This is a genomic window from Pseudomonas sp. LABIM340 (genome assembly GCF_040017195.2).
Classification (GTDB): Bacteria; Pseudomonadota; Gammaproteobacteria; order Pseudomonadales; family Pseudomonadaceae; genus Pseudomonas.
In genome coordinates, this window is the sequence record NZ_CM200227.1 from 4,484,818 (window position 1) to 4,507,703 (window position 22,886).

At 65.7% G+C, this 22,886-nt stretch carries 20 protein-coding genes and 1 pseudogene; 6 read left to right on the forward strand and 15 right to left on the reverse strand.

Annotation, left to right across the window (positions count from 1 at the left end; genetic code table 11):
* Window positions 1–90: 90 nt before the first annotated feature.
* The 8 genes from murB to ABKS89_RS20470 all read right to left on the reverse strand — a co-directional run bounded on the left by murB (window position 91) and on the right by ABKS89_RS20470 (window position 6,953).
* Complete coding sequence (gene murB, locus ABKS89_RS20435) at window positions 91–1,110, reverse strand: UDP-N-acetylmuramate dehydrogenase (protein WP_348586836.1); 1,020 nt, start codon at window positions 1,108–1,110, stop codon at window positions 91–93.
* Complete coding sequence (locus ABKS89_RS20440) at window positions 1,107–1,571, reverse strand: low molecular weight protein-tyrosine-phosphatase (protein ID WP_348586838.1); 465 nt, start codon at window positions 1,569–1,571, stop codon at window positions 1,107–1,109. The genes murB and ABKS89_RS20440 overlap by 4 nt, the downstream gene beginning before the upstream one ends.
* Window positions 1,571–2,335 (reverse strand): 3-deoxy-manno-octulosonate cytidylyltransferase, encoded by a 765-nt coding sequence (gene kdsB / locus ABKS89_RS20445; protein WP_348586839.1) that lies wholly within the window; start codon window positions 2,333–2,335, stop codon window positions 1,571–1,573. The genes ABKS89_RS20440 and kdsB overlap by 1 nt, the downstream gene beginning before the upstream one ends.
* Window positions 2,336–2,339: 4 nt before the next feature.
* On the reverse strand, window positions 2,340–2,525 hold the full coding sequence (locus ABKS89_RS20450) for a Trm112 family protein (RefSeq protein WP_081519465.1): 186 nt from the start codon (window positions 2,523–2,525) through the stop codon (window positions 2,340–2,342).
* Between the two features lie 66 nt (window positions 2,526–2,591).
* Window positions 2,592–3,590, reverse strand: a complete 999-nt coding sequence (gene lpxK / locus ABKS89_RS20455) for a tetraacyldisaccharide 4'-kinase (protein WP_348586840.1) — start codon at window positions 3,588–3,590, stop codon at window positions 2,592–2,594.
* Entirely contained in the window at window positions 3,590–4,039 is a 450-nt protein-coding gene (gene pocB, locus ABKS89_RS20460; RefSeq protein WP_045211644.1) for a flagellar polar localization protein PocB, read from the reverse strand. The genes lpxK and pocB overlap by 1 nt, the downstream gene beginning before the upstream one ends.
* Window positions 4,036–4,671, reverse strand: coding sequence for a flagellar polar localization protein PocA (gene pocA / locus ABKS89_RS20465; RefSeq protein WP_017519262.1), 636 nt, complete (start codon window positions 4,669–4,671; stop codon window positions 4,036–4,038). The genes pocB and pocA overlap by 4 nt, the downstream gene beginning before the upstream one ends.
* 71 nt (window positions 4,672–4,742) lie before the next feature.
* The gene (locus ABKS89_RS20470; protein WP_348587608.1) at window positions 4,743–6,953 is read right to left on the reverse strand and encodes a DNA internalization-related competence protein ComEC/Rec2; all 2,211 of its coding nucleotides are present in this window, start codon (window positions 6,951–6,953) and stop codon (window positions 4,743–4,745) included.
* A gap of 153 nt (window positions 6,954–7,106) precedes the next feature.
* Between ABKS89_RS20470 and ABKS89_RS20475 the strand changes: the two genes are divergently transcribed.
* On the forward strand, window positions 7,107–7,637 hold the full coding sequence (locus tag ABKS89_RS20475; protein ID WP_348586841.1) for a DUF2062 domain-containing protein: 531 nt from the start codon (window positions 7,107–7,109) through the stop codon (window positions 7,635–7,637).
* Window positions 7,638–7,802: 165 nt separating this feature from the next.
* Here ABKS89_RS20475 and ABKS89_RS20480 read toward each other — a convergent pair whose 3' ends face one another.
* The 3 genes from ABKS89_RS20480 to ABKS89_RS20490 are packed head-to-tail and all read right to left on the reverse strand — an operon-like array spanning window position 7,803 to window position 11,006.
* The gene (locus tag ABKS89_RS20480; RefSeq protein ID WP_138214929.1) at window positions 7,803–9,050 is read right to left on the reverse strand and encodes a lipoprotein-releasing ABC transporter permease subunit; all 1,248 of its coding nucleotides are present in this window, start codon (window positions 9,048–9,050) and stop codon (window positions 7,803–7,805) included.
* A gap of 11 nt (window positions 9,051–9,061) precedes the next feature.
* The gene (gene lolD / locus ABKS89_RS20485; RefSeq protein ID WP_348586843.1) at window positions 9,062–9,760 is read right to left on the reverse strand and encodes a lipoprotein-releasing ABC transporter ATP-binding protein LolD; all 699 of its coding nucleotides are present in this window, start codon (window positions 9,758–9,760) and stop codon (window positions 9,062–9,064) included.
* A complete protein-coding gene (locus ABKS89_RS20490) occupies window positions 9,753–11,006 on the reverse strand; it encodes a lipoprotein-releasing ABC transporter permease subunit (RefSeq protein ID WP_138214930.1) in 1,254 nt (417 codons plus the stop codon). Before ABKS89_RS20490 ends, lolD begins: the two co-directional genes overlap by 8 nt.
* A gap of 124 nt (window positions 11,007–11,130) precedes the next feature.
* Between ABKS89_RS20490 and ABKS89_RS20495 the strand changes: the two genes are divergently transcribed.
* The 3 genes from ABKS89_RS20495 to ABKS89_RS20505 are packed head-to-tail and all read left to right on the forward strand — an operon-like array spanning window position 11,131 to window position 12,754.
* The gene (locus tag ABKS89_RS20495; RefSeq protein ID WP_138214931.1) at window positions 11,131–11,706 is read left to right on the forward strand and encodes a PilZ domain-containing protein; all 576 of its coding nucleotides are present in this window, start codon (window positions 11,131–11,133) and stop codon (window positions 11,704–11,706) included.
* A gap of 14 nt (window positions 11,707–11,720) precedes the next feature.
* A complete protein-coding gene (locus tag ABKS89_RS20500) occupies window positions 11,721–12,035 on the forward strand; it encodes a phosphodiesterase (RefSeq protein ID WP_138214932.1) in 315 nt (104 codons plus the stop codon).
* The gene (locus ABKS89_RS20505; protein WP_348586844.1) at window positions 12,032–12,754 is read left to right on the forward strand and encodes a glycerophosphodiester phosphodiesterase; all 723 of its coding nucleotides are present in this window, start codon (window positions 12,032–12,034) and stop codon (window positions 12,752–12,754) included. Before ABKS89_RS20500 ends, ABKS89_RS20505 begins: the two co-directional genes overlap by 4 nt.
* A gap of 42 nt (window positions 12,755–12,796) precedes the next feature.
* Here ABKS89_RS20505 and sthA read toward each other — a convergent pair whose 3' ends face one another.
* The 4 genes and pseudogenes from sthA to ABKS89_RS20525 form a co-directional block, all read right to left on the reverse strand.
* Entirely contained in the window at window positions 12,797–14,191 is a 1,395-nt protein-coding gene (sthA, locus tag ABKS89_RS20510) for a Si-specific NAD(P)(+) transhydrogenase (RefSeq protein WP_017519271.1), read from the reverse strand.
* 210 nt (window positions 14,192–14,401) lie between these two features.
* Window positions 14,402–15,415: an FAD:protein FMN transferase gene (locus tag ABKS89_RS20515; protein ID WP_348586846.1), complete on the reverse strand. Its 1,014-nt coding sequence runs from the start codon at window positions 15,413–15,415 to the stop codon at window positions 14,402–14,404.
* Window positions 15,416–15,572: 157 nt separating this feature from the next.
* Window positions 15,573–16,940 (reverse strand): annotated as a pseudogene (locus ABKS89_RS20520) (amino acid permease); the annotation flags it as partial.
* 108 nt (window positions 16,941–17,048) lie between these two features.
* Window positions 17,049–18,515 carry a glyceraldehyde-3-phosphate dehydrogenase gene (locus ABKS89_RS20525; RefSeq protein ID WP_138214935.1) on the reverse strand — a complete coding sequence of 489 codons (1,467 nt, stop codon included), beginning with the start codon at window positions 18,513–18,515 and terminating at the stop codon, window positions 17,049–17,051.
* A 140-nt stretch (window positions 18,516–18,655) separates the two neighbouring features.
* Between ABKS89_RS20525 and mfd the strand changes: the two genes are divergently transcribed.
* Window positions 18,656–22,120, forward strand: coding sequence for a transcription-repair coupling factor (gene mfd, locus ABKS89_RS20530; RefSeq protein ID WP_348586849.1), 3,465 nt, complete (start codon window positions 18,656–18,658; stop codon window positions 22,118–22,120).
* Between the two features lie 11 nt (window positions 22,121–22,131).
* Window positions 22,132–22,794 (forward strand): CsiV family protein, encoded by a 663-nt coding sequence (locus ABKS89_RS20535; RefSeq protein WP_348586851.1) that lies wholly within the window; start codon window positions 22,132–22,134, stop codon window positions 22,792–22,794.
* Window positions 22,795–22,886 lie beyond the last annotated feature (92 nt).

Here is a 22,886-nt window from a genome sequence, read left to right on the forward strand (position 1 = left end):
TTTTTATTGTCTGCGCTTTGCGGCGTGCGCATTACAAAGGCACAAAAAAGGGGATGCCAACGGCATCCCCTTCTTCATGTCCGAAGCACCTCAGTAGAGATTCGGCTCCATCTCCAACTCCACGCCGAAGCGCTGCTGGATATCGTCATGGATACGCCGAGCCAGTGCATGCAGCTGCATCCCGGTGGCGCCGCCGTAGTTCACCAGTACCAGCGCCTGCTGGGCATGCACACCCACCGGACCCTCGCGGAAGCCTTTCCAGCCGGCCTTGTCGATCAACCAGCCGGCGGCCAGCTTCATCTGGCCATCGCCGTGCGGATAGGCCACCAGATCGCTGTACTGCTGGCGCAGCGCATCGGCCAGAGTCACGGAGACCACCGGGTTCTTGAAGAAGCTGCCGGCATTGCCCAGCACCGCCGGGTCCGGGAGCTTCTCACGGCGAATTGCGCAGATCGCCCGCGAAACATCGGCCGGTGTCGGCGCAGTGACGCCCTCCTCTGCCAGACGCTGGCGCACCGGACCGTAGTCCAGGTGCAGTTTCGCCGCGCGGCTCAGGGCGAAGCGTACCCGCAGGATCAGCCAACGACCCGGCTCGCGCTTGAAGCGGCTTTCGCGGTAGGCAAAGGCGCAGTCTTCCAGGCCGAACTCGCGCAGCTCGCCGCTCTCGCGATCCAGCGCGGTCAGGCCGGCGAACACGTCCTTGATCTCGACGCCATAGGCGCCGATGTTCTGCATCGGAGCAGCACCGACGGTGCCGGGAATCAGGCTGAGGTTTTCCAACCCGCCGAAGCCTTGGGCCAGCGTCCAGTGCACGAAGTCGTCCCACACCTCGCCGGCTTCTGCCTCGACCACCACGCGCTCGCCATCATCACTGACGACACGTACGCCACGGGAAGCCATGCGCAGTACCAGCGCCTCCACGTCACGGGTCAGCAACAGGTTGCTGCCGCCACCTATCACCATCAGCGGCAGGCCCTTTGCGGCGGCGGCGGCGATACCGGCGCGCACCTCGGCATCGTCATGGGCCTGGGCGAACCAGCGCGCCGCGACTTCGACACCGAAGGTGTTGTAGGGCTTGAGGGAAATGCGCTCTTGCAGTTGCAGCGTCACAGGCGCCCCTTCACTTCCGTCAGCAGGCCGTCGCAAGCCCTTTCCACCAGGTCCAGCACCTGCTCGAAGCCATCCTCGCCGCCGTAATACGGGTCGGGGACTTCGTCGATTTCCAGCTCGTAGCGCCGCAGGAACAGGTCCAGCTCCGCCTTGCCGCTGCTGCCGAGAAGATGCTTGAGGTCGCGCAGGTTGGCGTTGTCCATGGCCAGGACCAGATCGTAGCGGGAGAAGTCGGCGACGCTGACCTGTCGTGCCCGCAGGTCTGACAGGTCATAGCCTCGGCGCAGCGCAGCAGCGCGGGTGCGCGTGTCTGGCGCCTTGCCGACGTGCCAGTCACCGGTGCCGGCCGAGTCGATCTCGATGCGATTCTCCAGGCCCGCTTCGCGGACCTTGTGGCGGAATACGCCTTCGGCGGTGGGCGAGCGGCAGATGTTGCCCAGGCAGACGAACAGGACCTTCATCAGGCCCCCAGGATGCGCCGGACGCGCTCCAGGTCTTCCGGAGTATCGACGCCGGCTTGCGGCGCTTCCAAAGCGTCAGCCACGTGTATGCGCACGCCATGCCAGAGCGCGCGCAGCTGCTCCAGGCACTCGGTGTCTTCCAGCCAGCACGGGCCCCAGGCCACGAAATCGCGGAGGAAGCGCGCACGGTAGGCGTAGATACCGATATGGCGGCGGTACGGTACGTTGGCCGGCAGGCTTTCGCGATCCACTGCGAAGGCGTCACGCGCCCAGGGCAGCGTGGCGCGGCTGAAGGTCAGTGCGAGACCATTCTTGTCGCTGACCACCTTGACGATGTTCGGGTTGAACAGCGCGGCCGGATCGTGGATTTCCTCACACAGGGTGGCGATGCCCGCTTCCGGGTGCGCCGCAAGGTTGGCGGCCACCTGGTCGATGATTGACGGCGGCACCAACGGCTCGTCGCCCTGCACGTTGACCACGATGGCATCGTCGGCCAGGCCCAGCGTGTCGGCTACTTCAGCCAGGCGGTCGGTACCGGAGTTGTGGTCGGCGCGGGTCAGCACCACCTGGGCGCCGAAGCCCTGGCAAGCGTCGAAGATGCGCTGATCATCGGTGGCGACCACCACCTGGGTGGCCGAGCTTTTGCCGGCCTGCGCCCAGACATGCTGGATCATCGGCTTGCCGGCGATGTCCTGCAGCGGCTTGCCGGGCAGGCGGGTGGAGGCGAAGCGGGCGGGAATGACGACGGTGTAGGCCTGGGTCATGGCGTTACTTGTCCAGACGCTCGTCGACGTTCAGGGTACGCGCCTCGCCTTCGAGCATCACCGGGATGCCGTCACGCACCGGGTAGGCCAGGCCGTCGGTCTTGCAGATCAGCTCGGACTTGTCGTCGGTGAGCTTGAGCGGGCCCTTGCACAGCGGACAGGCGAGGATATCGAGGAGTTTCGGGTCCATGGTGCGTTCCTTGAGCTTGAACAGCGAACAGTTTGAATGCGGGCGACGCCGGATTGCGACGGCGGATCAGCGGGCGAGCAGGCGCTCGAGCTGAACGTCGAACCAGGCGACGAAGGCCGGCGATGGCTGCGCTTCAACGGCGAGGTACCACCAGTCGGGCGCGGCGAAGGACCGGCATTTCACCGCGTCCTTCTCGGTCATGACCAGCGGCAGTTCCGGCGTGAAGCGCAGCTGCTCGGCGGTATAGGCCGCATGGTCGGGGAAGGGATGCGGAATCGGCCGCCAGTTTAGCGCCTCGAGCGTTGCGAAGAAACGCTGCGGGTTGCCGATGCCGGCCAGTGCATGCAGCGACTGACCGTTGGGGAAGTGCTCGACGCCACGCCGCTCACCGCTGGCCAGGTTGACCAGGGCAGAAGGTCGCAGGACGAAGGAGAAGGCGCCCGGCGGATCGGACGGCGCGCCGTTGTGCAGCACGGCGTCGACTTCGGCCAGTCGCTCGGCGGGTTCGCGCAGCGGCCCGGCGGGCAGGCAGCGGCCGTTGCCCAGGCCACGGGCGGCGTCGATCAGCACCAGTTCCAGGTCACGGGCCAGGCGATAGTGCTGCAGACCGTCGTCGCACAGGATCAGGTCCAGCGGCTCTTCGGCGAGCAACGCGCGCACGGCACTGGAGCGGTCCGGATCGATCATCAGCGGCACGCCACTGCGACGGACGATCATCAGCGGCTCGTCGCCCGCCTGGGCCGCCGACTGCTCGGCGCGCACGCGCCAGGGCGTCCGTGGCGGCTTGGCGCCATAGCCACGGCTGACCACGCCAACCTTCAGCCCACGGGCGCGGCAGTGTTCGATCAGCCAGAGGATCATCGGCGTCTTGCCGGTGCCGCCCACCGTGATGTTGCCAACCACGATGATCGGCACGGGAGCACGGTAGGCCGGCTTGACGCCGGAGAGAAAGTCCTGCCGGCGGCCCTGGGCGACACGCCGGTAGAGCAGTTCGAGCGGCCTGAGCAGGGCAAGGGCCGGGTGGCCCCTGTACCAGGCGTCGAGCAGGCGGTCGGTGAACGCCATCAGGGGGTCTTCTTGTCCGCCCGGGACTCGATGGTGGTGATGCGCAGGTGGGTGAAGCCCAGCTTGCCGGCGGCATCCATCGCGGTGACCACGGACTGGTAGTCCACCTTGCCGTCGGCAGTGATCACCACTGGCAGGCTGTTGTCACCGGCAGACTCACGCTGCATGGCGTTCATCAGGTTTTCCAGGTCATCGCGCGCCAGGCTCTGGCCGTTCAGCGCGTAGTGACCTTCGAGGCTGATGGAGATTTCCAGCTGCTTGATCTCGGTGGCTTCGGGCGGCGTGCCGCTGACCGCCTCGGGCAGTTCGACCTTGAGCTGCGAGGGCTTGGTGAACGAGGTGGCGACCACGAAGAACAGCAGCAGCACGAAGATCACGTCGATCAGCGACGCCAGGTTGATGAAGACGTCCTCGCGGGCCGCTCCGCCCGCTCTGCGGCGGAATTTCACGCTTTGCCTTCCTCGACGAAGTCGACTTCGCGATCGCCCTGGGTCACTTCCACCAGCTTGATGGCTTCCTGCTCCATGGCGATGACCAGTTCATCGACGCGGCGCAGCAGGTAGCGATGGAAGAACACCGCAGGGATCGCCACGATCAGGCCAGCCGCGGTGGTGATCAGGGCCTTGGAGATACCGCCGGCGAGCATCGGCGCGTTGGCCATGCCGTCGCCCATGAAAGCGCTGAAGATCTGGATCATGCCGAACACGGTACCCAGCAGACCGAGCAGCGGCGCCATGGCGGCGATGGTGCCCAGGGCGTTGAGGTAGCGCTCCAGCTCGTGGATGACGCGGGAGGCGGCTTCCTCGATGCACTCTTTCATGATCTCGCGACCGTGCTTGGAGTTGGCCAGGCCAGCCGCGAGGATTTCACCCAGCGGGGAAGACGCGCGCAGGTCCTTCAGGGCCTGGCTGTTCATCTTCTTGTCCTTGATCTGCTTCCACACCTGGCCGAGCAGCTGCGGCGGGGCCACACGGCTCAAGCGCAGGGTCCAGAGACGTTCGGCGACGATCGCCATGGCAGCGACGGAGCTCAGCAAGATCGGCAGCATCATCCAGCCGCCAGCTTTGACCAGTTCCCACACAGTGGTGAATCCCCTGAAAAAAAGTGGCGCCACTCTAGCACAGGGGCCGTGGCGAGCCGACCGCCCGAGGCTCAATTTTCCTGCCAGAAATGTGCGCCTTCCCGCACTCCCCGGACCTCGCCATGGGCGCCGAGCATCAGGGTCAGCGCGCCCTGCTCCGCCGTATCCTGAATCCGGATGCCCAGCGCGCGGAAGCGTTCGACGACCGACGGGTGCGGATGGCCGTAAGGGTTGTTGGCGCCGCGGGAGATGATCGCCGTCGTTGGCCCGATCGCCCGCAGGAACGCCGCCCCGGAGGAGCTGCGGCTGCCGTGGTGCCCAGCCAGCAGCCAGTCGATGCGCTCCCCCGGATGCGCGGCCAGCCACGCCAGCTCGGCGGGTTGCGGCAGGTCGCCGGTGAGCAGGATGCGCTCGCCATTGGCTTCGATTTCCAGCGCGCAGGAACGGTCGTTGCTTTCCCTGGCGCCCGCCCAGGCCCAGCTGGAGAAGCGAACGCCATCGACCTGCCACTCCTCGATTCCACAGGGACGCGCCTGCAGCTCCTCCGGCAGGCGCTCGGGCTCACCGCTGATGACCTGCGCCGGCCGCAACGAGCGCTTCACTGCCACGGCGCCGCCGGCATGGTCGTTATCCGCGTGACTGAGCATAAGCCTATCCAGATGACCGATGCCTAGGCTGCGCAGCGTCGGCACGACCACGCGCTCGCCGATGTCGAATTCGCCGTTGCGCGCCCCAGTGTCGTAAAGCCAGACCTGGCTGCGCGTGCGGATCAGCACCGACAGCCCCTGCCCCACGTCCAGCACGCGAATCTCGGCGATGCCCGGAGCGGGCAACGGGACTGACGGCCAGAACACCGGCACGAACATCGCCAGCCCCAGGGCACGCAATGGGACGCCGGCCGGCGCAAGCAGCAAGAGCGCCCCCAGCATCGCCAGCGCCACCGCCCAGGCGGGCGCGGCTACCGGCTGCCAGGCGGGCGCCAGCTCGGCCATCCAGCCCAACAAGCGGAACAGCCACTCCAGCAGGCCTCCCGAGACCCAGAGCAGAGCCTCGCCCAGCCAGGGAATGCCAAGCGCCAGACTCCCCAGCAAGGCCAGCGGGACGACGACCAACTCGACCCAGGGCACGGCGATCAGGTTGGCGACCACGCCGGAAACGCTCAGCGGCAAACCAAGGGCGATGGACGCCGGCAGCAAACCGACTGCCATCAGCCATTGCGCGCGCAGCCAGGTGCGCCAGGCGGTCCAGCGCCCCAGCCGCCCCGAGAAGCCGAAGATCAGCAGCGCCACCGCCGCATAGGACAGCCAGAAACCCGGCAACAGCACCACCAGCGGCTCGACCAGCAGTACCGCCAGCAAGGCGCCGAACAGGGGCGCCCAGAGCCCGCGATGGCGATAGCGCAGGCGCCACAGCAGGACGATGGAGACCATGACGCAGGCGCGCTTCAACGGCACCTCGAAGCCAGCCATCAGGCTGTACGCCCAAGCACCGCCTGCGGCCAGCAGACAAGCAGAGGGCAGCCAGGGGATTCGCGCCGGCCAGCAACCGAAACGCGCCAGCCCGGCAACCAACGCATAGAGCAGGCCGGCCAGCAGCGAGATGTGCGAGCCGGAGATCACCATCAGGTGCAGGGTTCCGGTGTCCTGCAGGACTTGCCAGTCCGTCGTGGTCAGCCCGGAGGCATCGCCCAGTACCAGCGCGGCGAGCGCCCCGGAGCGGCCGTGGGCGTCCACCGCCAGCAGGCGTTGCCGCCAGGCTTCGCGCCAGGCACGCGGGCCGCCGGAAGCCTCCAGACGCTGCCCGTCCTTCACGCTGCCGGTAGCGCCGATGCGCTGGGCGGTGAGCCAGGCCTCGTAGTCGAACCCCGCGCCATCGGCCATGCCGTGGGGACGCTTGAGTTTCACGGCGAGCCGCCAGCGCTCGCCGCCCTCCACCGGCGGCCCGCCGAACCAGGACAGACGCAGCGTGGCAGGGACCTTCGCACGGGGGCTGGAGACCTCGGCGAGCTGGAAGCGCACCGATGGCCCGGAGCGATCCGGCAGGCCCTCCACCCTGCCCTCCAGCCACAGCGTGCGGCCGTCCAACTCCGGCGCCAGACGATCATCCAGCGCCCACTGCGCCGACTGGCAGGCCCAGGCGAAACCGAGCAGGAACAGCCCGACGAAATAGCCACGAGTGAACAACAACGGCAGCGCGACCAGCGCGAGAAACAGCAGAACCCAGCCGGACGGCAGCGCCGGCATCCAGCGCAGCGCCAGCAATCCCAGAGCCAGCGCGAACATCCCTGTACGAGGCAACGGAGCGACTCCCTGACCCCCGGCGTAACCGTCGATCCGATTGGCCTGCGGCGGTTACACACGGACATAGTTGGCAACGAATGACTGTCACCTAGCTAGGCATAATGTGCCGTCGTCCGTCTGCCAGAGATTTCCTCCATGCCGCGCCGAATCTTCAAGCGCTACATGCCCGATCCGGAGAGCATCAGGAACCACAAGGGCCTGCGTTTTCTCGGACCGCTGATCCAGTCGCCCAACCTCTGGCACCTGAATCGCCGCTCGGTGTCCCGCGCCATGGGCATGGGGCTGTTCGCCGCCTTTATCCCGATCCCGCTGCAGATGCTGCTGGCCGCCTCGCTGGCGGTGTGGGTGCGGGCCAACCTGCCGATCTCGGTGGGGCTGGTCTGGCTGACCAACCCGATCACCATGCCGCCGGTGTTCTACTGCACCTACAAGATGGGCGCCTGGGCCATGGGCATCCCGGCGCGCGCCCTGCCCGACCACCTGACCTGGGAATGGATCAGCGGCGAGCTGTCGATGCTCTGGCAGCCGTTCCTGCTGGGCTCGGTGATCTGCGGCATCCTGGTGGGCATCCTCGGCTACCTGCTCACCGAGGGTTACTGGCGCTGGTGGATTGGCCGCAGCTGGCGGCGGCGCCGGGCGCTGCGCAATCTGCAGCAAGGGCTGTAGCCGCTCCTGGACGAACCTCACCGACAGCGCGGGCTTTTCGTAGGAGCGAGCTTGCTCGCGAACCCACCTCGCTCCAGATCTGACGGCAAGTCTGCTCGCGAGCGAGCTCGCTCCTACAGGTACAAAAAAGCCGCCCCGAAGGGCGGCTTTTTCATGGGCCGGTGATCACTCGTACCGCAGCGATTCCGCCGGCTGGGTCGAGGCCGCACGCCAGGCCGGATACAGCGTGGCGAGGAAGCTCATCGACAGCGCCGCGACGCAGATCAGCACGATGTCGCTGATCTGCGGGTCGGACGGCAGGTAGTTGATGAAGTAGATGTCCGAGTTGAACACGTGGGTGCCGGCAACGCGCTCCAGGGTCGAGACGATGGCGGTGACGTTGTACGCCGCCAGCACGCCCAGCACGCAGCCGATGACGGTGCCGATCAGGCCGATCACCGTGCCCTGCACCATGAAGATCGCCATGATCTGCTTCGGCGTGGCACCCAGAGTGCGCAGGATGGCGATGTCCGCGCGCTTGTCGGCCACGACCATGATCAGGGTGGCGATGATGTTGAAGGCGGCGACCGCAACGATCAGCAGCAACAGCAGGCCGATCATGGTCTTTTCCATCTTCATCGCGCTGAACAGGCTGCCCTGGGTGTGGGTCCAGTCCACCGAGCGGTAGCCGTCGCCCAGCTGTTTGGCGATGGCCGCGCCGACTTCGGGCGCCTGGAACAGGTCCTTCAGGGCGATGCGCACGCTCTGCACCTGACCGGGCTGCCAGCGCATCAGGCTGGCTGCGTCGTCCACGTGGATCAGCGCCAGGGTGCTATCCAGCTCGGCGCCGACCTTGAAGATGCCGACCACGTTGAGGCGCTGCATGCGCGGGGTGATGCCGCCGGGCGCGGTGCTCGGCTCGGGAACGATCAGCAGCAGGCTGTCACCGACGTTGACGTGGAAACGCCGCGCAGTGATCTCGCCGATGACCACGCCGAACTCGGTGGCCTTGAGGTCGTCGAGGCTGCCGCGAACCATGTGCTGGCCGATGATCGACACCTGGGTTTCCAGCGCCGGATCGACGCCATCGACCTCGATGGGTTGCATCATGCCCTTGTAGGAGAGCATGCCGTCGACTTCGGTGTAGGGCACCGCGCCGACGATCTTCGGGTTCTGCCTGGCCACTTCGGCGACGTGCTGCCAGTTGTCCAGCGGGCCGCTGGTCTGCTGCAGCACGGCATGCGGGACCATGCCGAGGATGCGCGAGCGCATTTCCTTCTGGAAGCCGTTCATCACCGAAAGCACCACGATCATGGCCAGCACGCCCAGGGCGAGGCCGATCATCGAGGTCAGGGAGATGAACGAGATGTAGTGGTTGCGTCGCTTGGCACGGGTGTAGCGGGTGCCAATGAAGACGGACAGGGGTCTGAACATTCCGTTATCCCTCAGGCGGCGACCAGCCGGCCCTCCTCCAGGCGCAGCACACGGTCCATCTGCTGGGCGAGGTGAGTGTCGTGGGTCACCACCAGGAAGGCGGTGCGCATGGACTGCGACAGCTCCAGCATCAGCTCCTGGATGCCGTGGGCGGTGTGCTGGTCGAGGTTGCCGGTGGGCTCGTCGAGCAGTACCAGCTTCGGCGTGTTGACCAGGGCACGGGCGATGGCGACGCGCTGGCGCTCACCACCGGACAGCTCCGACGGCTTGTGGCTCAGACGATGGCCCAGGCCGACGCGCTCCAGCAGCGCGGTGGCACGCTGGCGCGCTTCCGGGATCGGCGTCTTGCCGATCAGCAGCGGCATGCAGACGTTCTCCAGCGCGGTGAACTCCGGCAGCAGGTGGTGGAACTGGTAAACGAAGCCCAGCGCGCGGTTGCGCAGCAGGCCGCGCTGCTTCTCGTTGAGCGCCGACAGTTGTTCGCCGGCCAGCCAGACGCTGCCGGTGCTGGGCGTATCGAGGCCGCCGAGCATGTTCAGCAGGGTGCTCTTGCCCGAGCCGGAGCTGCCGACGATGGCGACGCGCTCGCCGGGCAGCAGCTCCAGCTGCACGCCGGAGAGCACCTCGACCGACTGCGGACCTTCCTCGTAGCGCTTGCCGAGGTCGCGGCAGCTCAGGACGGCCTGGTCGTTGGGGGTCGGCTTACTCATAACGCAGGGCCTCCGCGGGCTGGGTGCGGGCCGCACGCCAGGCCGGATACAGGGTGGCGAAGAAACTCAGGATCAGCGCGGCGCTGCACACCAGGATCACGTCCTCGCTCATCAGTTGCGAGGGCAGGTAATCGATGAAGTAGACGTCCGCGTTGAGGAACTTGTGGCCCAGCAGGCGCTCCAGCAGGGCGATGGCGGAGCTGACGTTGAGCGCCGCGAGGATGCCCAGCACGCCGCCGATGAAGGTGCCGATGACACCGATCACCGTGCCCTGGACCATGAAGGTCGCCATGATCTGCCCCGGCGTGGCGCCCAGGGTGCGCAGGATGGCGATGTCGGCCTTCTTATCGGTGACGACCATGACCAGGGTGGAAATGATGTTGAACGCGGCGACCGCGACGATCAGCAGGAGCAACAGGCCGATCATGGATTTCTCCATGCGGATTGCCTGGTACAGGTTGCCGTGGCTGCGGGTCCAGTCGCGGGCGAAGTAGTCGTTGCCCTTCAGGGTGCGGGCGATCTCCCAGGCGGTGCGCGGCGCCTGGAACAGGTCGTCGAGCTTCAGGCGCAGGCCTTCGACCTGGCCTTCCTTGAGGCGGCGCATGCGCGCGGCGTCGTCGATGTGGACCATGGCGACGTAGCCATCCAGCTCACCGGCGCCGACATGGAAGGTGCCGACCACGGTGAAGCGCTTCATGCGCGGGAACATGCCGGCCGGGGTGACCGAGACTTCCGGGGCGATGAAGGTGACCTTGTCGCCCAGCTTCACGCCGAGGTTCTTCGCCGCCTTGTCGCCGATGATGATGCCGAACTCGCCGGGCTTGAGGCTCGTGAGCGAACCTTCCTGGAAGAACTGGTCGATGATCGAGACCTTGCTCTCCTCGTTCGGGTCCACGGCGTTGATCAGCACCTTCTGTACCGTCCCGCCGGCGCTGAGCAGGCCCTGCATCTGGATGAAGGGCGCGACCTCCAGCACGTTGGGGTGCTGGGTCTTGATCTGCGTGGCGATGCCCTGCCAGTCGGAGATCGGCTGGTAGGACTCGACCGTGGCGTGGGGCACCATGCCCAGCACGCGGGTGCGCATCTCGTGGTCGAAGCCGTTCATCACCGAGAGCACCACGATCATCACCACCACGCCCAGCGCGAGGCCGATCATGGAAGTGAGCGAGATGAAGGAAACGAAGTGGCTGCGGCGTTTGGCGCGTGTGTAGCGCGTTCCGATGTAGACGGAAAGGGGTCTGAACATGTGGGGCCGAATGAGAAGGTGAAGAGTGCGTCGGGCGTCAGATCCATCTGGCGTGCGACTTCCGTGTGGCGAGGCCAGGCAGGCGGCTTTACACTCAGACCATCACTGCTGCCGTGGGTTCGCCATGTCCACTCCAGACGCGGATGACCGCCGCGAATACTATCGTATTGAAGACACGCTCGCATTGGAATTTCGCCCGCTGCGCGAGGACGAAATCCAGTCGCAAGAAGTGCTTCAGGATGATTCCGCGCTGTTCAACCTGCTCAGCGACCTGCACCTGACCGACTTCGAGTCGCAGCACCTGCTGCGCCATATCAACGAACGCGACCGCCCGCTGGCCAGCTACCTGAAGGTGATGAACAAGCGTATCGACCTGATCGCCCAGGCCCTGACCCAGAGCCTGCTCAGCGAGATCGGCCCGGCGCGCAAGGTCACGCTGTCCGAAGGCGGCATCAATTTCCGCGACACCCAGGCATTGCCGGTCGGCCAGGACCTGGCGCTGAAGATCGTCCTGCTCCCCCACGGCCTGGGCCTGCTGCTGCGCGCCAAGGTCACCCATTGCCAGCAGCAGCCCGAGGGCGACTACGAGATCGGCACCGAGTTCGAGATGCTCGGCGACGCCCAGCGCCAGTTGCTGGCCCGCCACATCCTCCAGCGCCAGGCATTGGAACGCCGGCAGGCCAAGGCCCGCGAAGAATGAACCCAGGGAAATCCATGCGCCATCTGCTGCTCCTGTTGAGCCTTGTCACCCCGCTGCCACTGCTGGCGGATACCATCGAGATACCCGTGGGCAGCCAGGGCGACCCGCACATCGTGCTGCCGGCCCGTGGCGAGAGCCAGAAGGCCGTGCTGGAACGCTTCGGCCTGCCGGACGAAGAGCACCCGGCGGTGGGCAAGCCGCCCATCTCGCGCTGGGACTACCGCGAATTCAGCGTCTATTTCGAGAGCGGCGTGGTGGTCGATGCCGTCCGCCAGCACCGTTCGCAATACCTCAAGGACCTTTCACCGACTCCCAAGGAGCCCCAGTGACTCTGATCTATGGCCATCGCGGCGCCAAAGGCGAAGCACCGGAAAACACCCTGAACAGCTTCCAGCGCTGCCTGGAACATGGCGTGAAGCGCTGCGAACTGGACCTGCACCTGTCCCGCGACGGCGAGCTGATGGTGATCCACGACCCGACGCTCAAGCGCACCACCGGCCGCCGCGGCAAGGTCTCCGAGCAACTGGCGGAGGATCTGGTGGCCATGGACGCCCGCGACGGCGGTCCGGGCTGGGTGCGCCCCTGCCCCATCCCGCGCCTGGCGGAGCTGTTCGAGCGCTGCGAGTTCGAGCACTGGCAGCTGGAAGTGAAAAGCGCATCGAAGGATCGTGCTGGCCGCACGGTTCAGGCCATCCACCAGCTGGTAGGCCGTTTCGGCCTGCGCGACCGGATCACCGTGACCTCGAGTTCGCGCACGGTGCTGCGCGCACTGGAGGAACTGGCGCCGGAGCTGTCACGCGGGCTGGTGGCCGAATACGCCTGGCTCGACCCGCTGAAGGTCGCCGCGCACTACGGCTGTGATCTGCTGGCGCTGAACTGGATGCTGTGCACCCCGGAGCGCTTGCTGAAAGCGCAGAAGCAGGGGCTGCATGTGTCGGTGTGGACGGTCAACGAACCGGCGCTGATGCGCCGGCTCGCTGATTTTGGCGTGGATAGCCTGATCACAGACTTTCCCGGTTTGGCCACTGCCACGATCGGGAATCGCTGAGCAGGTTCCCCCCGACCGGCTCAGGCCGCCGGTCGGGGTATTTCAAAAAATCCGGTTCAGGCCGTCGAACGCCGCTACGCGGTAGGCTTCGGCCATGGTCGGATAGTTGAAGGTGGTGTTGACGAAGTACTTCAGGGTGTTCAGCTCGCCCGGCTGGTTCATGATCGCCTGGCCGATGTGGACGATCTCCGAGGCCTGGTCGCCGAAGCAGTGCACACCGAGGATTTCCAGGGTGTCGCGGTGGAACAGGATCTTCAGCATGCCCACCGGCTCGTTGGAGATCTGCGCGCGAGCCATGCCCTTGAAGAAGGCCTTGCCCACCTCATAAGGAATCTTCGCCACGGTCAGTTCCTGCTCGTTCTTGCCGATCGAGCTGATCTCCGGAATGGTGTAGATGCCGGTCGGCACGTCGTTCACGAAGCGCCAGCCATCGTGCTCGACGATGTTGCCGGCAGCCGAACGGCCCTGGTCGTAGGCGGCGCTGGCCAGACTCGGCCAGCCGATCACGTCACCGGCGGCGTAGATGTTCGAGACCGAGGTGCGGTAGTTCTCATCCGTCTCGATCTGGCCGCGGCTGTTCACCTTGATGCCAATGTTCTCGAGGCCCAGGCGGTCGGTATTGCCGGTACGGCCGTTGCACCACAGCAGGGCGTCGGCCTTGATCTTCTTGCCCGACTTCAGGTGCAGGATCACCCCGTTGTCCAGGCCTTCCACGCGCTCGTAATCCTCGTTATGACGGATCAGCACGTTGTTGTTGCGCAGGTGGTAGCTCAGCGCATCGGAGATTTCGTCGTCGAGGAAGCTCAGCAACTGGTCACGGGTGTCGATCAGGTCCACCAGCACACCCAGGCCACTGAAGATCGAGGCGTACTCGCAGCCGATCACGCCAGCTCCGTAGATGATCAGGCGGCGCGGGGTGTGGCTCAGGGACAGGATGGTGTCGCTGTCGTAGACACGCGGGTGGTTGAAGTTGATGTCCGACGGGCGATACGGGCGCGAGCCGGTGGCGATGACGAACTGGTCGGCCACCAGGCGCTCCACGGCGCCGCTGGGGGTCACGACTTCAACGGTACGCTCGTCGACGAAACTGGCGGTGCCATTGAACATGTCGATGCGGTTGCGCGCGTAGTAGCCGGTGCGCGAGGAGACCTGCTTGGAGATTACCCGCTCGGCGCTTTTCAGCACGTCCGGGAAGGAGAACCAGCGCGGCTCGCCAATCTGGCGGAACATCGGATTGGTGTTGAACTCGATGATCTGCTTCACCGAGTGACGCAGCGCCTTGGACGGGATGGTGCCCAGGTGCGTGCAGTTGCCGCCGACCACGCGACGGCTGTCCACCACCGCCAGCTTGCGCCCGTACTTGGAGGCGTTCATCGCCGCCCCCTCGCCTGCCGGGCCCGTGCCGAGAATCACCACGTCGTAGTTGTAGACAGCCATGCGTACTCCTTCAGAACAGGCCGGGGCGCCCGCGTGGCGCTCCCGGCGAAGCCCCGGCACCACATGCGCCGAGGCGGATCGAAATCATTGACGCAGCTTAGCCCTGCGGCAAAAGGCTGCACATTAGCGGTTGGTCGGCAGGTAGGCGAATTTTGCCGCCACTACATGCCATTGCCAGCCTGCGGGCCGCCATCATGCCCGCCGAAGCTTTCATTCAGGCGACGGAAACAGCGCTTCGAAGCGCGTCGTCGCACGGGTCACGAAGCCCTCGCCCTGGCGCAGGATGAAGAGGGCCGCCAGCCCATTGCGCTCGGCAAAGGTATAGCCCTCCTCCGGCCCCAGCACCATCAGCAGGGTGGACAGGCCATCGGCGCGCAGGGCCTGGGCTTCCGCCACGGTGACCGCCGCCAGCGCATGGCGGACCGGCGCACCGGTGCGCGGGTCGAAGGTGTGCGAATAGCGCTGCCCACCCTCCTCGAAGTAATTGCGGTAGTCGCCGGAGGTCGAGAGGCCGATGCCGTCCAGCGCCACCGAACGCTCCACCTGCCGCTCGCGCTCGCCGCTGGGCACTTCCAGGGCGATGCGCCACGGCGTGCCATCGGGCTTGTGACCCACGGCCTTGAGCTCGCCGGTGATCTCCACCAAGTAATCCGTCAGGCCCAACTCGGCAAGGCGGGCACTCACCTGGTCCACGGCATAGCCGGCGACGATGCTGTCGAAGTCCAGCTGCGCGTCGACGTCCTTGCACAGCTGATCGCCGTTCAGACGCAGATGCTGATGGCCGACGCGGGCGCGTTCATGCTCCAGCGCGGCGGCGTCGGGCACCTTCTCGCTGCGCGACTGCGGGCCGAAGCCCCAGAGGTTCATCAGCGGCTCGACGGTGAGGTCGAAGGCGCCTCTGCTCTGCTGCGAAAGCTGTTCGCCGTAGCGCCAGAGCGTCAACATGTCCGCCGGCAAGGTCATGCAACTGCCGGCTGGGCGAGCGTTGAAGCGCGAAATCACCGAGTCGTCGCGGTAGGTGGAGAACTGCTCGTCCAGGCTCGCCAGGATCGCGTCGACCTCGGCCTTGAGCTTGGCTGCGTCCGGCGATTTGCCGGTCGGCACGAACTGCACCGTGTAGCTGCTGCCCATGGTCGGCCCGCCGAAGCGCTCGACGGATTGCCCGCAGCCGCTCAGGGCCGCCATAACCAGCACGATCAACAGGCTTGTACGGGACAAGGTCATCTCCATCAGCCGCCAGATGCGCGGCGCCGGGCATTCTACCGCAAGCCCCCGGCGCCACTGTTTCCGCTCTGGCAAAGGTGCATTACCAAAAGAAAACGGGAGCCGAAGCTCCCGTTTCTCAACCGGCTCAGGCGTTGGCCTTGGCCGGGGACTTGCGCTTGAACAGGTAGCACACACCCATCAGCACGATCCACACCGGGATCGCGTACACCGACACGTCGATGCCCGGGATCTGCAGCATGATGCCGAGGATGAACACCACGAAGGCCAGGCACAGCCAGTTGCCGTAGGGGTACCACAGCGCGCGGAAGAACGGCTGCACGCCCTTGGCGACCATGGCCTTGCGGAACTTCATGTGGGCCAGGCTGATCATCGCCCAGTTGATCACCAGCGCGGCGACCACCAGGGACATCAGCAGCTCCAGCGCCTGGTGCGGGATCACGTAGTTGACCACCACGCAGGCCAGGGTGATGAACGCTGAGACGCCGATGGCCAGCAGCGGCACGCCGCGATCATCGACCTTGGCGAAGGCGCGCGGGGCATCGCCCTGCTCGGCCAGGCCAAAGAGCATGCGGCTGTTGCAGTATACGCAGCTGTTGTAGACCGACAGCGCGGCGGTAAGCACCACGAAGTTCAGGATGTGCGCCGCGTACTCGCTGCCCAGCAGCGAGAAGACCTTGACGAACGGGCTGCCGCTGTAGGGATCGCCGGCGCTGTTGATGCTCTGCAGCAGGGCATCCCAGGGGTACAGCGAAAGTAGTACGGCCAGGGCACCGATGTAGAAGATCAGGATCCGGTAGATAACCTGGTTGATCGCCTTGGGAATCACCTTCTTCGGCTCGGCAGCTTCGGCGGCAGTGATGCCGACCAGCTCCAGGCCGCCGAAGGAGAACATGATGATCGCCAGGACCATCACCAGGCCCTTCCAGCCATTGGGGAAGAACCCGCCGTGGGCCCACAGGTTGCTCACCGAGGCCTGCGGACCACCGTTGCCGCTGGCCAGCAGCCAGACGCCAAGCAGGATCATGCCGATGATGGCGACGACCTTGATGATCGCGAACCAGAACTCGGTTTCGCCGAAGGCCTTCACGTTGAACAGGTTGATGGCGTTGATCAGGACGAAGAACACCGCAGCCGTCGCCCAGGTCGGGAAGTCCGGCCACCAGAACTGGATGTACTTGCCGACCGCGGTCAGCTCCGACATGCCCACCAGGATGTACAGCACCCAGTAGTTCCAGCCCGACATGAAGCCGGCGAAACCGCCCCAGTACTTGTGCGCGAAGTGGCTGAAGGAACCGGCGACGGGCTCCTCGACGATCATCTCGCCGAGCTGGCGCATGATCAGGAAGGCGATGAAGCCGCCGATGGCATAGCCGAGGATCATCGACGGGCCGGCGGATTGCAGGACGCCGGCAGAGCCCAGGAACAGGCCGGTACCGATGGCGCCACCGAGGGCGATCAGCTGGATGTGGCGGTTCTTCAGACCGCGCTTCAGCTCGCCTTCATGCAGATGTTGTCCATCCATTTGAAGTCTTTCCAGGTTCGGGAATTGGCAGATTTTATTGGTGATTATGGGGGTGCCACTAACGAAAAACGGGAGCCCGAGAGCTCCCGTTTCCCTAGACCGCCTGAATCAGCGCGGGAAAGCCGGCGGGTTCACGCCAGCCATGTCTTCCATCACACGGACGACCTGGCAGCTGTAGCCGAACTCGTTGTCGTACCAGACGTACAGGACAACGCGGTTGTCGTTGGCGATGGTCGCCTCGGCATCGACGACGCCCGCATGGCGGGAACCGACGAAGTCGGTGGAAACCACTTCCTGGGACGAAACGAAGTCGATCTGCTTCTGCAGGTCCGAGTGCATGGCCATCTGGCGCAGGTACTCGTTGATCTCTTCGCGGTTGGTGGCCTTTTCCAGGTTCAGGTTCAGGATGGCCATGGAGACGTTCGGCGTCGGAACGCGGATGGCGTTGCCGGTCAGCTTGCCTTTCAGGACCGGCAGAGCCTTGGCAGCAGCGGTAGCGGCGCCAGTCTCGGTGATCACCATGTTCAGCGGCGCGGCGCGGCCACGACGGCTGCCCTTGTGGAAGTTGTCGATCAGGTTCTGGTCGTTGGTGAACGAGTGAACGGTTTCGACGTGGCCGTTGATGATGCCGTACTGATCGTTGACAGCCTTCAGCACCGGCACGATGGCGTTGGTGGTGCAGGAAGCGGCAGAAACGATCTTGTCGTCAGCGGTGATGTCGCCATGGTTGATGCCGTGGACGACGTTCTTCAGCGCGCCCTTGCCCGGAGCGGTCAGGATCACGCGGTCGATACCCGGGCACTTCAGGTGCTGGCCCAGGCCTTCGGCGTCACGCCACTTGCCGGTGTTGTCGACCAGCAGGGCTTTCTTGATGCCGTACTGGGTGTAGTCGATCGACGCCGGGTCGTTGGAGTAGATCACCTGGATCAGGTTGCCGTTGGCGGTGATGGTGTTGTGTTCTTCGTCGATGGTGATGGTGCCATCGAACGGACCATGCACGGAGTCACGACGCAGCAGGCTGGCGCGCTTGACCAGGTCGTTCTCGGCGCCCTTGCGGACGACGATGGCGCGCAGGCGCAGGCCGTCGCCACCACCGGTCTTCTCGATGAGGATACGGGCCAGCAGGCGGCCGATACGACCGAAACCGTACAGGACCACGTCGGTGCCTTCGCGGGCGCCGCCGTTCTGCTTGCCGACCACGTCGGCCAGCTCGTCCTTGGTGAACTGCTCGATGCTGCGGCCGTTACCTTCGGTCTTGAACTTGGCAACCATCTTGCCCAGGTCTACCGAGGCGGCGCCCAGCTTGAGCTCGCTCATCGCCTTGAGGATCGGGAAAGTGTCGTGAACCGACAGCCCGCCTTCTTCGGCCAGGCGGTGACGGGCGAAACGGTGCGCTTTGAGGATCGCGATCACCGAACGGTTGATCAGGCCACGGCCGTAGATCGAGGTCACCACGTTGTTGTTACGGTACAGCTGACCGATCAGCGGAATCATGGCTTCCGCGAGGGCTTCACGATCGATCCACTCACCGAGACACTGGTCGGGCTTCTGGGTCACGGGCAATACCTTCCACATGTAGGAGAAGAAAAAAGGGGCTACATTATGACGGCGCGAACAATCGCCGGCAATCCGCAGCGGTCGTATGACTGACATCCGTCAATCGGGATAGTTACAATCCGACCGGTCAAATTCCTCGACCGGAGCCAAGACTGCCCGTGTCCGTATTGCGTATCCCTACATTGCCGACCGCAGCCGGCAAACAATCCTGGGGCAACCTCCCCGGGGCCGCCCTGAGCCTGGCCATCGCTGAAGCGGCCGGGCCGGCGAAACGTTTCACCCTGTTGCTGACCGCCGACAGCCAGAGCGCCGAGCGCCTGGAGCAGGAGCTGCGCTTCTTCGCGCCGGACCTGCCGGTGCTGCAGCTGCCGGACTGGGAAACCCTGCCCTACGACGTGTTCTCGCCGCACCAGGACATTATTTCCCAGCGCGTCGCCACGCTCTATCAGTTGCCCGAGCTGCGCCGCGGCGTGCTGGTGGTGCCCATCACCACCGCCCTGCACCGCCTGGCGCCGGCCAAGTTCCTGCTCGGCAGCAGCCTGGTGCTGGATGTTGGCCAGAAGCTCGACGTCGAGCAGATGCGCAGCCGCTTCGAGGCCGCTGGCTACCGCTGCGTGGACACCGTCTACGAACACGGCGAGTTCGCCGTTCGCGGCGCGCTGATCGACCTGTTCCCGATGGGCAGCGAGCTGCCCTACCGCATCGACCTGTTCGATGACGAAATCGAGACGCTGCGCACCTTCGACCCGGAAACCCAGCGCTCCATCGACAAGGTGGAGAGCATCCGCCTGCTGCCGGCGCGCGAGTTCCCGCTGCGCAAGGAAGCGGTGACCGGCTTCCGTGGCCGCTTCCGCGAGCGTTTCGACGTCGACTACCGCCGCTGCCCGATCTACCAGGACCTCGCCAGCGGCCTGACACCCGCCGGCATCGAGTACTACATCCCGCTGTTCTTCGAAGATGGCGAGACTTCGACGCTGTTCGACTACCTGCCGCAGGACACCCAGGTGTTCTCCCTGCCGGGCATCGAGAGCGCCGCCGAACAGTTCTGGACCGACGTACGCAATCGCTACGAAGACCGCCGCTACGACCCGGAACGCCCACTATTGCCGCCAGGTGAAGTGTTCCTGCCGGTGGAAGACTGCTTCGCCCGCCTGAAGAACTGGCCGCGCGTGGTGGTCAGCCCCGAGCCGATCGAGACCGGCGTCGGCCGCGAGCGTTTCCCCGCGCAAGCGCTGCCTGAGCTGGCCATCGAGGCCAAGGCCACCGAGCCACTGGCGCGCCTGCGCCAGTTCATCGAGCAGTTCGACGGCCGCATCCTCTTTACCGCCGAGTCCGCCGGCCGCCGCGAGGTGCTGCTGGAATTGCTGGCGCGGCTGAAGCTGCGCCCGGTGGAAGTCGAGGGCTGGCCGGGTTTCCTGGCGCACAAGGATCGCCTGGCGATCACCATCGCACCGATGGACGAAGGCCTGCTGCTGGACGCCGACAAGGGACAGCCGGGCATCGCCCTGGTGGCCGAGAGCCCGCTGTTCGGCCAGCGCGTCATGCAGCGCCGGCGCCGCGAGAAGACCCGCGACGGCGGCGAGAACGTCATCAAGAACCTCACCGAGCTGCGCGAAGGCGCGCCGGTGGTGCACATCGACCACGGTGTGGGCCGCTACATGGGCCTGATCACCCTGGAGATCGACGGCCAGAACGCCGAATTCCTCGCCCTGCAATATGCCGACGAGGCCAAGCTCTACGTGCCGGTGGCCAACCTGCATCTGATCGCCCGCTACACCGGCAGCGACGACGCCCTGGCGCCGCTGCACAAGCTGGGCTCGGAAACCTGGCAGAAGGCCAAGCGCAAGGCGGCCGAACAGGTCCGTGACGTCGCCGCCGAACTGCTGGACATCTACGCCCGCCGCGCCGCCCGCAAGGGCTATGCGTTCAAGGACCCGCAGGTCGACTACGCCACCTTCTCCGCCGGCTTCCCCTTCGAGGAGACCCCGGACCAGCAGACCGCCATCGAAGCCGTGGTGGCCGACATGCTCGCCGACAAGCCGATGGACCGCCTGGTCTGTGGCGACGTGGGCTTCGGCAAGACCGAAGTAGCCATGCGCGCGGCCTTCGTCGCGGTGCACAGCGGCAAGCAGGTCGCCGTGCTGGTGCCCACCACCCTCCTCGCCCAGCAGCACTACAACAGCTTCCGCGACCGTTTCGCCGACTGGCCGGTGACGGTCGAGGTGATGAGCCGCTTCAAGTCCGCCAAGGAAGTCGAAGGCGCCGTCGCGCAGCTGGCCGAAGGCAAGGTCGATATCGTCATCGGCACCCACAAGCTGCTGCAGGACGACGTCAAGTTCAAGAACCTCGGACTGGTCATCATCGACGAGGAGCACCGTTTCGGCGTGCGCCAGAAGGAGCAGCTCAAGGCCCTGCGAAGCGAGGTGGACATCCTCACTCTCACCGCCACGCCGATCCCGCGCACGCTGAACATGGCGGTGGCCGGCATGCGCGACCTGTCGATCATCGCCACGCCGCCGGCGCGCCGGCTGTCCGTGCGTACCTTCGTCATGGAAGAGCAGAAGTCGGTGATCAAGGAAGCCCTGCTGCGCGAGCTGCTGCGCGGCGGCCAGGTGTACTTCCTGCACAACGAAGTGAAGACCATCGAAAAGTGCGCCCGCGACCTGGCGGAGCTGGTTCCCGAGGCGCGCATCGGCATTGGCCACGGGCAGATGAACGAGCGCGACCTGGAACGGGTGATGAGCGACTTCTACCACAAGCGCTTCAACGTGCTGGTGGCCTCGACCATCATCGAGACCGGCATCGACGTGCCGAGCGCGAACACCATCCTCATCGAGCGCGCCGACAAGTTCGGCCTGGCCCAGCTGCACCAGCTGCGCGGACGCGTCGGCCGCAGCCACCACCAGGCCTACGCCTACCTGCTCACCCCGCCGCGCAAGCAGATGACCCCGGACGCCGAGAAGCGCCTGGAAGCCATCGCCAACGCCCAGGACCTGGGCGCCGGCTTCGTGCTGGCCACCCATGACCTGGAAATCCGCGGCGCCGGCGAACTGCTCGGCGACGGGCAGAGCGGGCAGATCCAGGCGGTGGGCTTCACCCTCTACATGGAAATGCTCGAACGCGCGGTGAAGGCCATCCGCAAGGGCGAGCAGCCAAATCTCGAACAACCGCTGGGCGGCGGCCCGGACATCAACCTGCGCGTACCGGCGCTGATCCCCGAGGATTACCTGCCGGACGTCCACGCCCGCCTGATCCTCTACAAGCGCATCGCCAACGCCGCCGACGAGGACGGTCTGCGCGAGCTGCAGGTGGAAATGATCGACCGCTTCGGCCTGCTGCCTGAGCCGGCGAAGAACCTGATTCGTCTGACTTTGCTGAAACTGCAGGCAGAAAAGCTCGGGATCGTGAAGGTAGATGCCGGCCCGCAGGGCGGACGGGTAGAATTCGCCGCCGATACCTGCGTCGACCCGCTGGTGCTGATCAAGATGATCCAGAGCCAGCCCAATCGGTACAAATTCGAAGGGGCCACCCTCTTCAAGTTCCAGGTGCCCATGGAGCGCCCGGAAGAACGGTTCAACACGCTGGAAGCGCTGCTCGAGCGCCTCACGCCACAGACTCATTAAGGACCCTGTGCATGCGCCTGTTCCAACCCTTGCTGCTGTCGCTGGCGCTACTGTCGCCAGCCGCCTTCGCCGAGCCCTACCAGGTGGAGCTGATCCTCTTCCAGCAGTCCGGCGACGCCGTGTTCGCCAGCCGCCCCGCGCCCGACGACTGGGCCAAGGGCGCGCAACCACCGGGCCCGGACAGCTCGCGCCCCACCGCGATGGACGCCCAGGTGGCCAAGCTCAAGCAGAACGAAGGCTTCCAGGTGCTGATGCACAAGGCCTGGCGTCAGGAAATCGATGCCAACCCGGTGAAGGTTTCCCTGAGCGAAGGCACCCAGCGTGACGGCCACTTCCCCGTGGAAGGCACCGTCACGCTCAGCCAGCAGCGTTTCGTGAACACCCAGACCGACTTCTGGATCAACCAGTTCGGCCAGGATGGTCTGCTCGCCGCCAGCCAGCACATGGTCCAGGAAGCCAGCCTGAAGAACAGCGTGCTGACCTACCTCGACCACCCGAGCCTGGGCATGCTGATCAAGGTGACCCCGCTCAACGCCAAGCCCGCCTCCGCCCCGCCGCCGGGCATGGAAGACGAAGCGCCGACTGGCCTGGACGCGCCGCAGCAGCAACAGGCGCCGGCCGCCCCGGCAGACGGCGGCTTCGAAGCCCCGCCGCCGGCACAGCCCGCGCAATAACGAAAAAGCCCGGCATTCGCCGGGCTTTTTCTTGCTCTTCGCAGGAGCGAACTTGCTCGCGAACCTGCAAGGCACAGCGCCAAGCGGTTCGC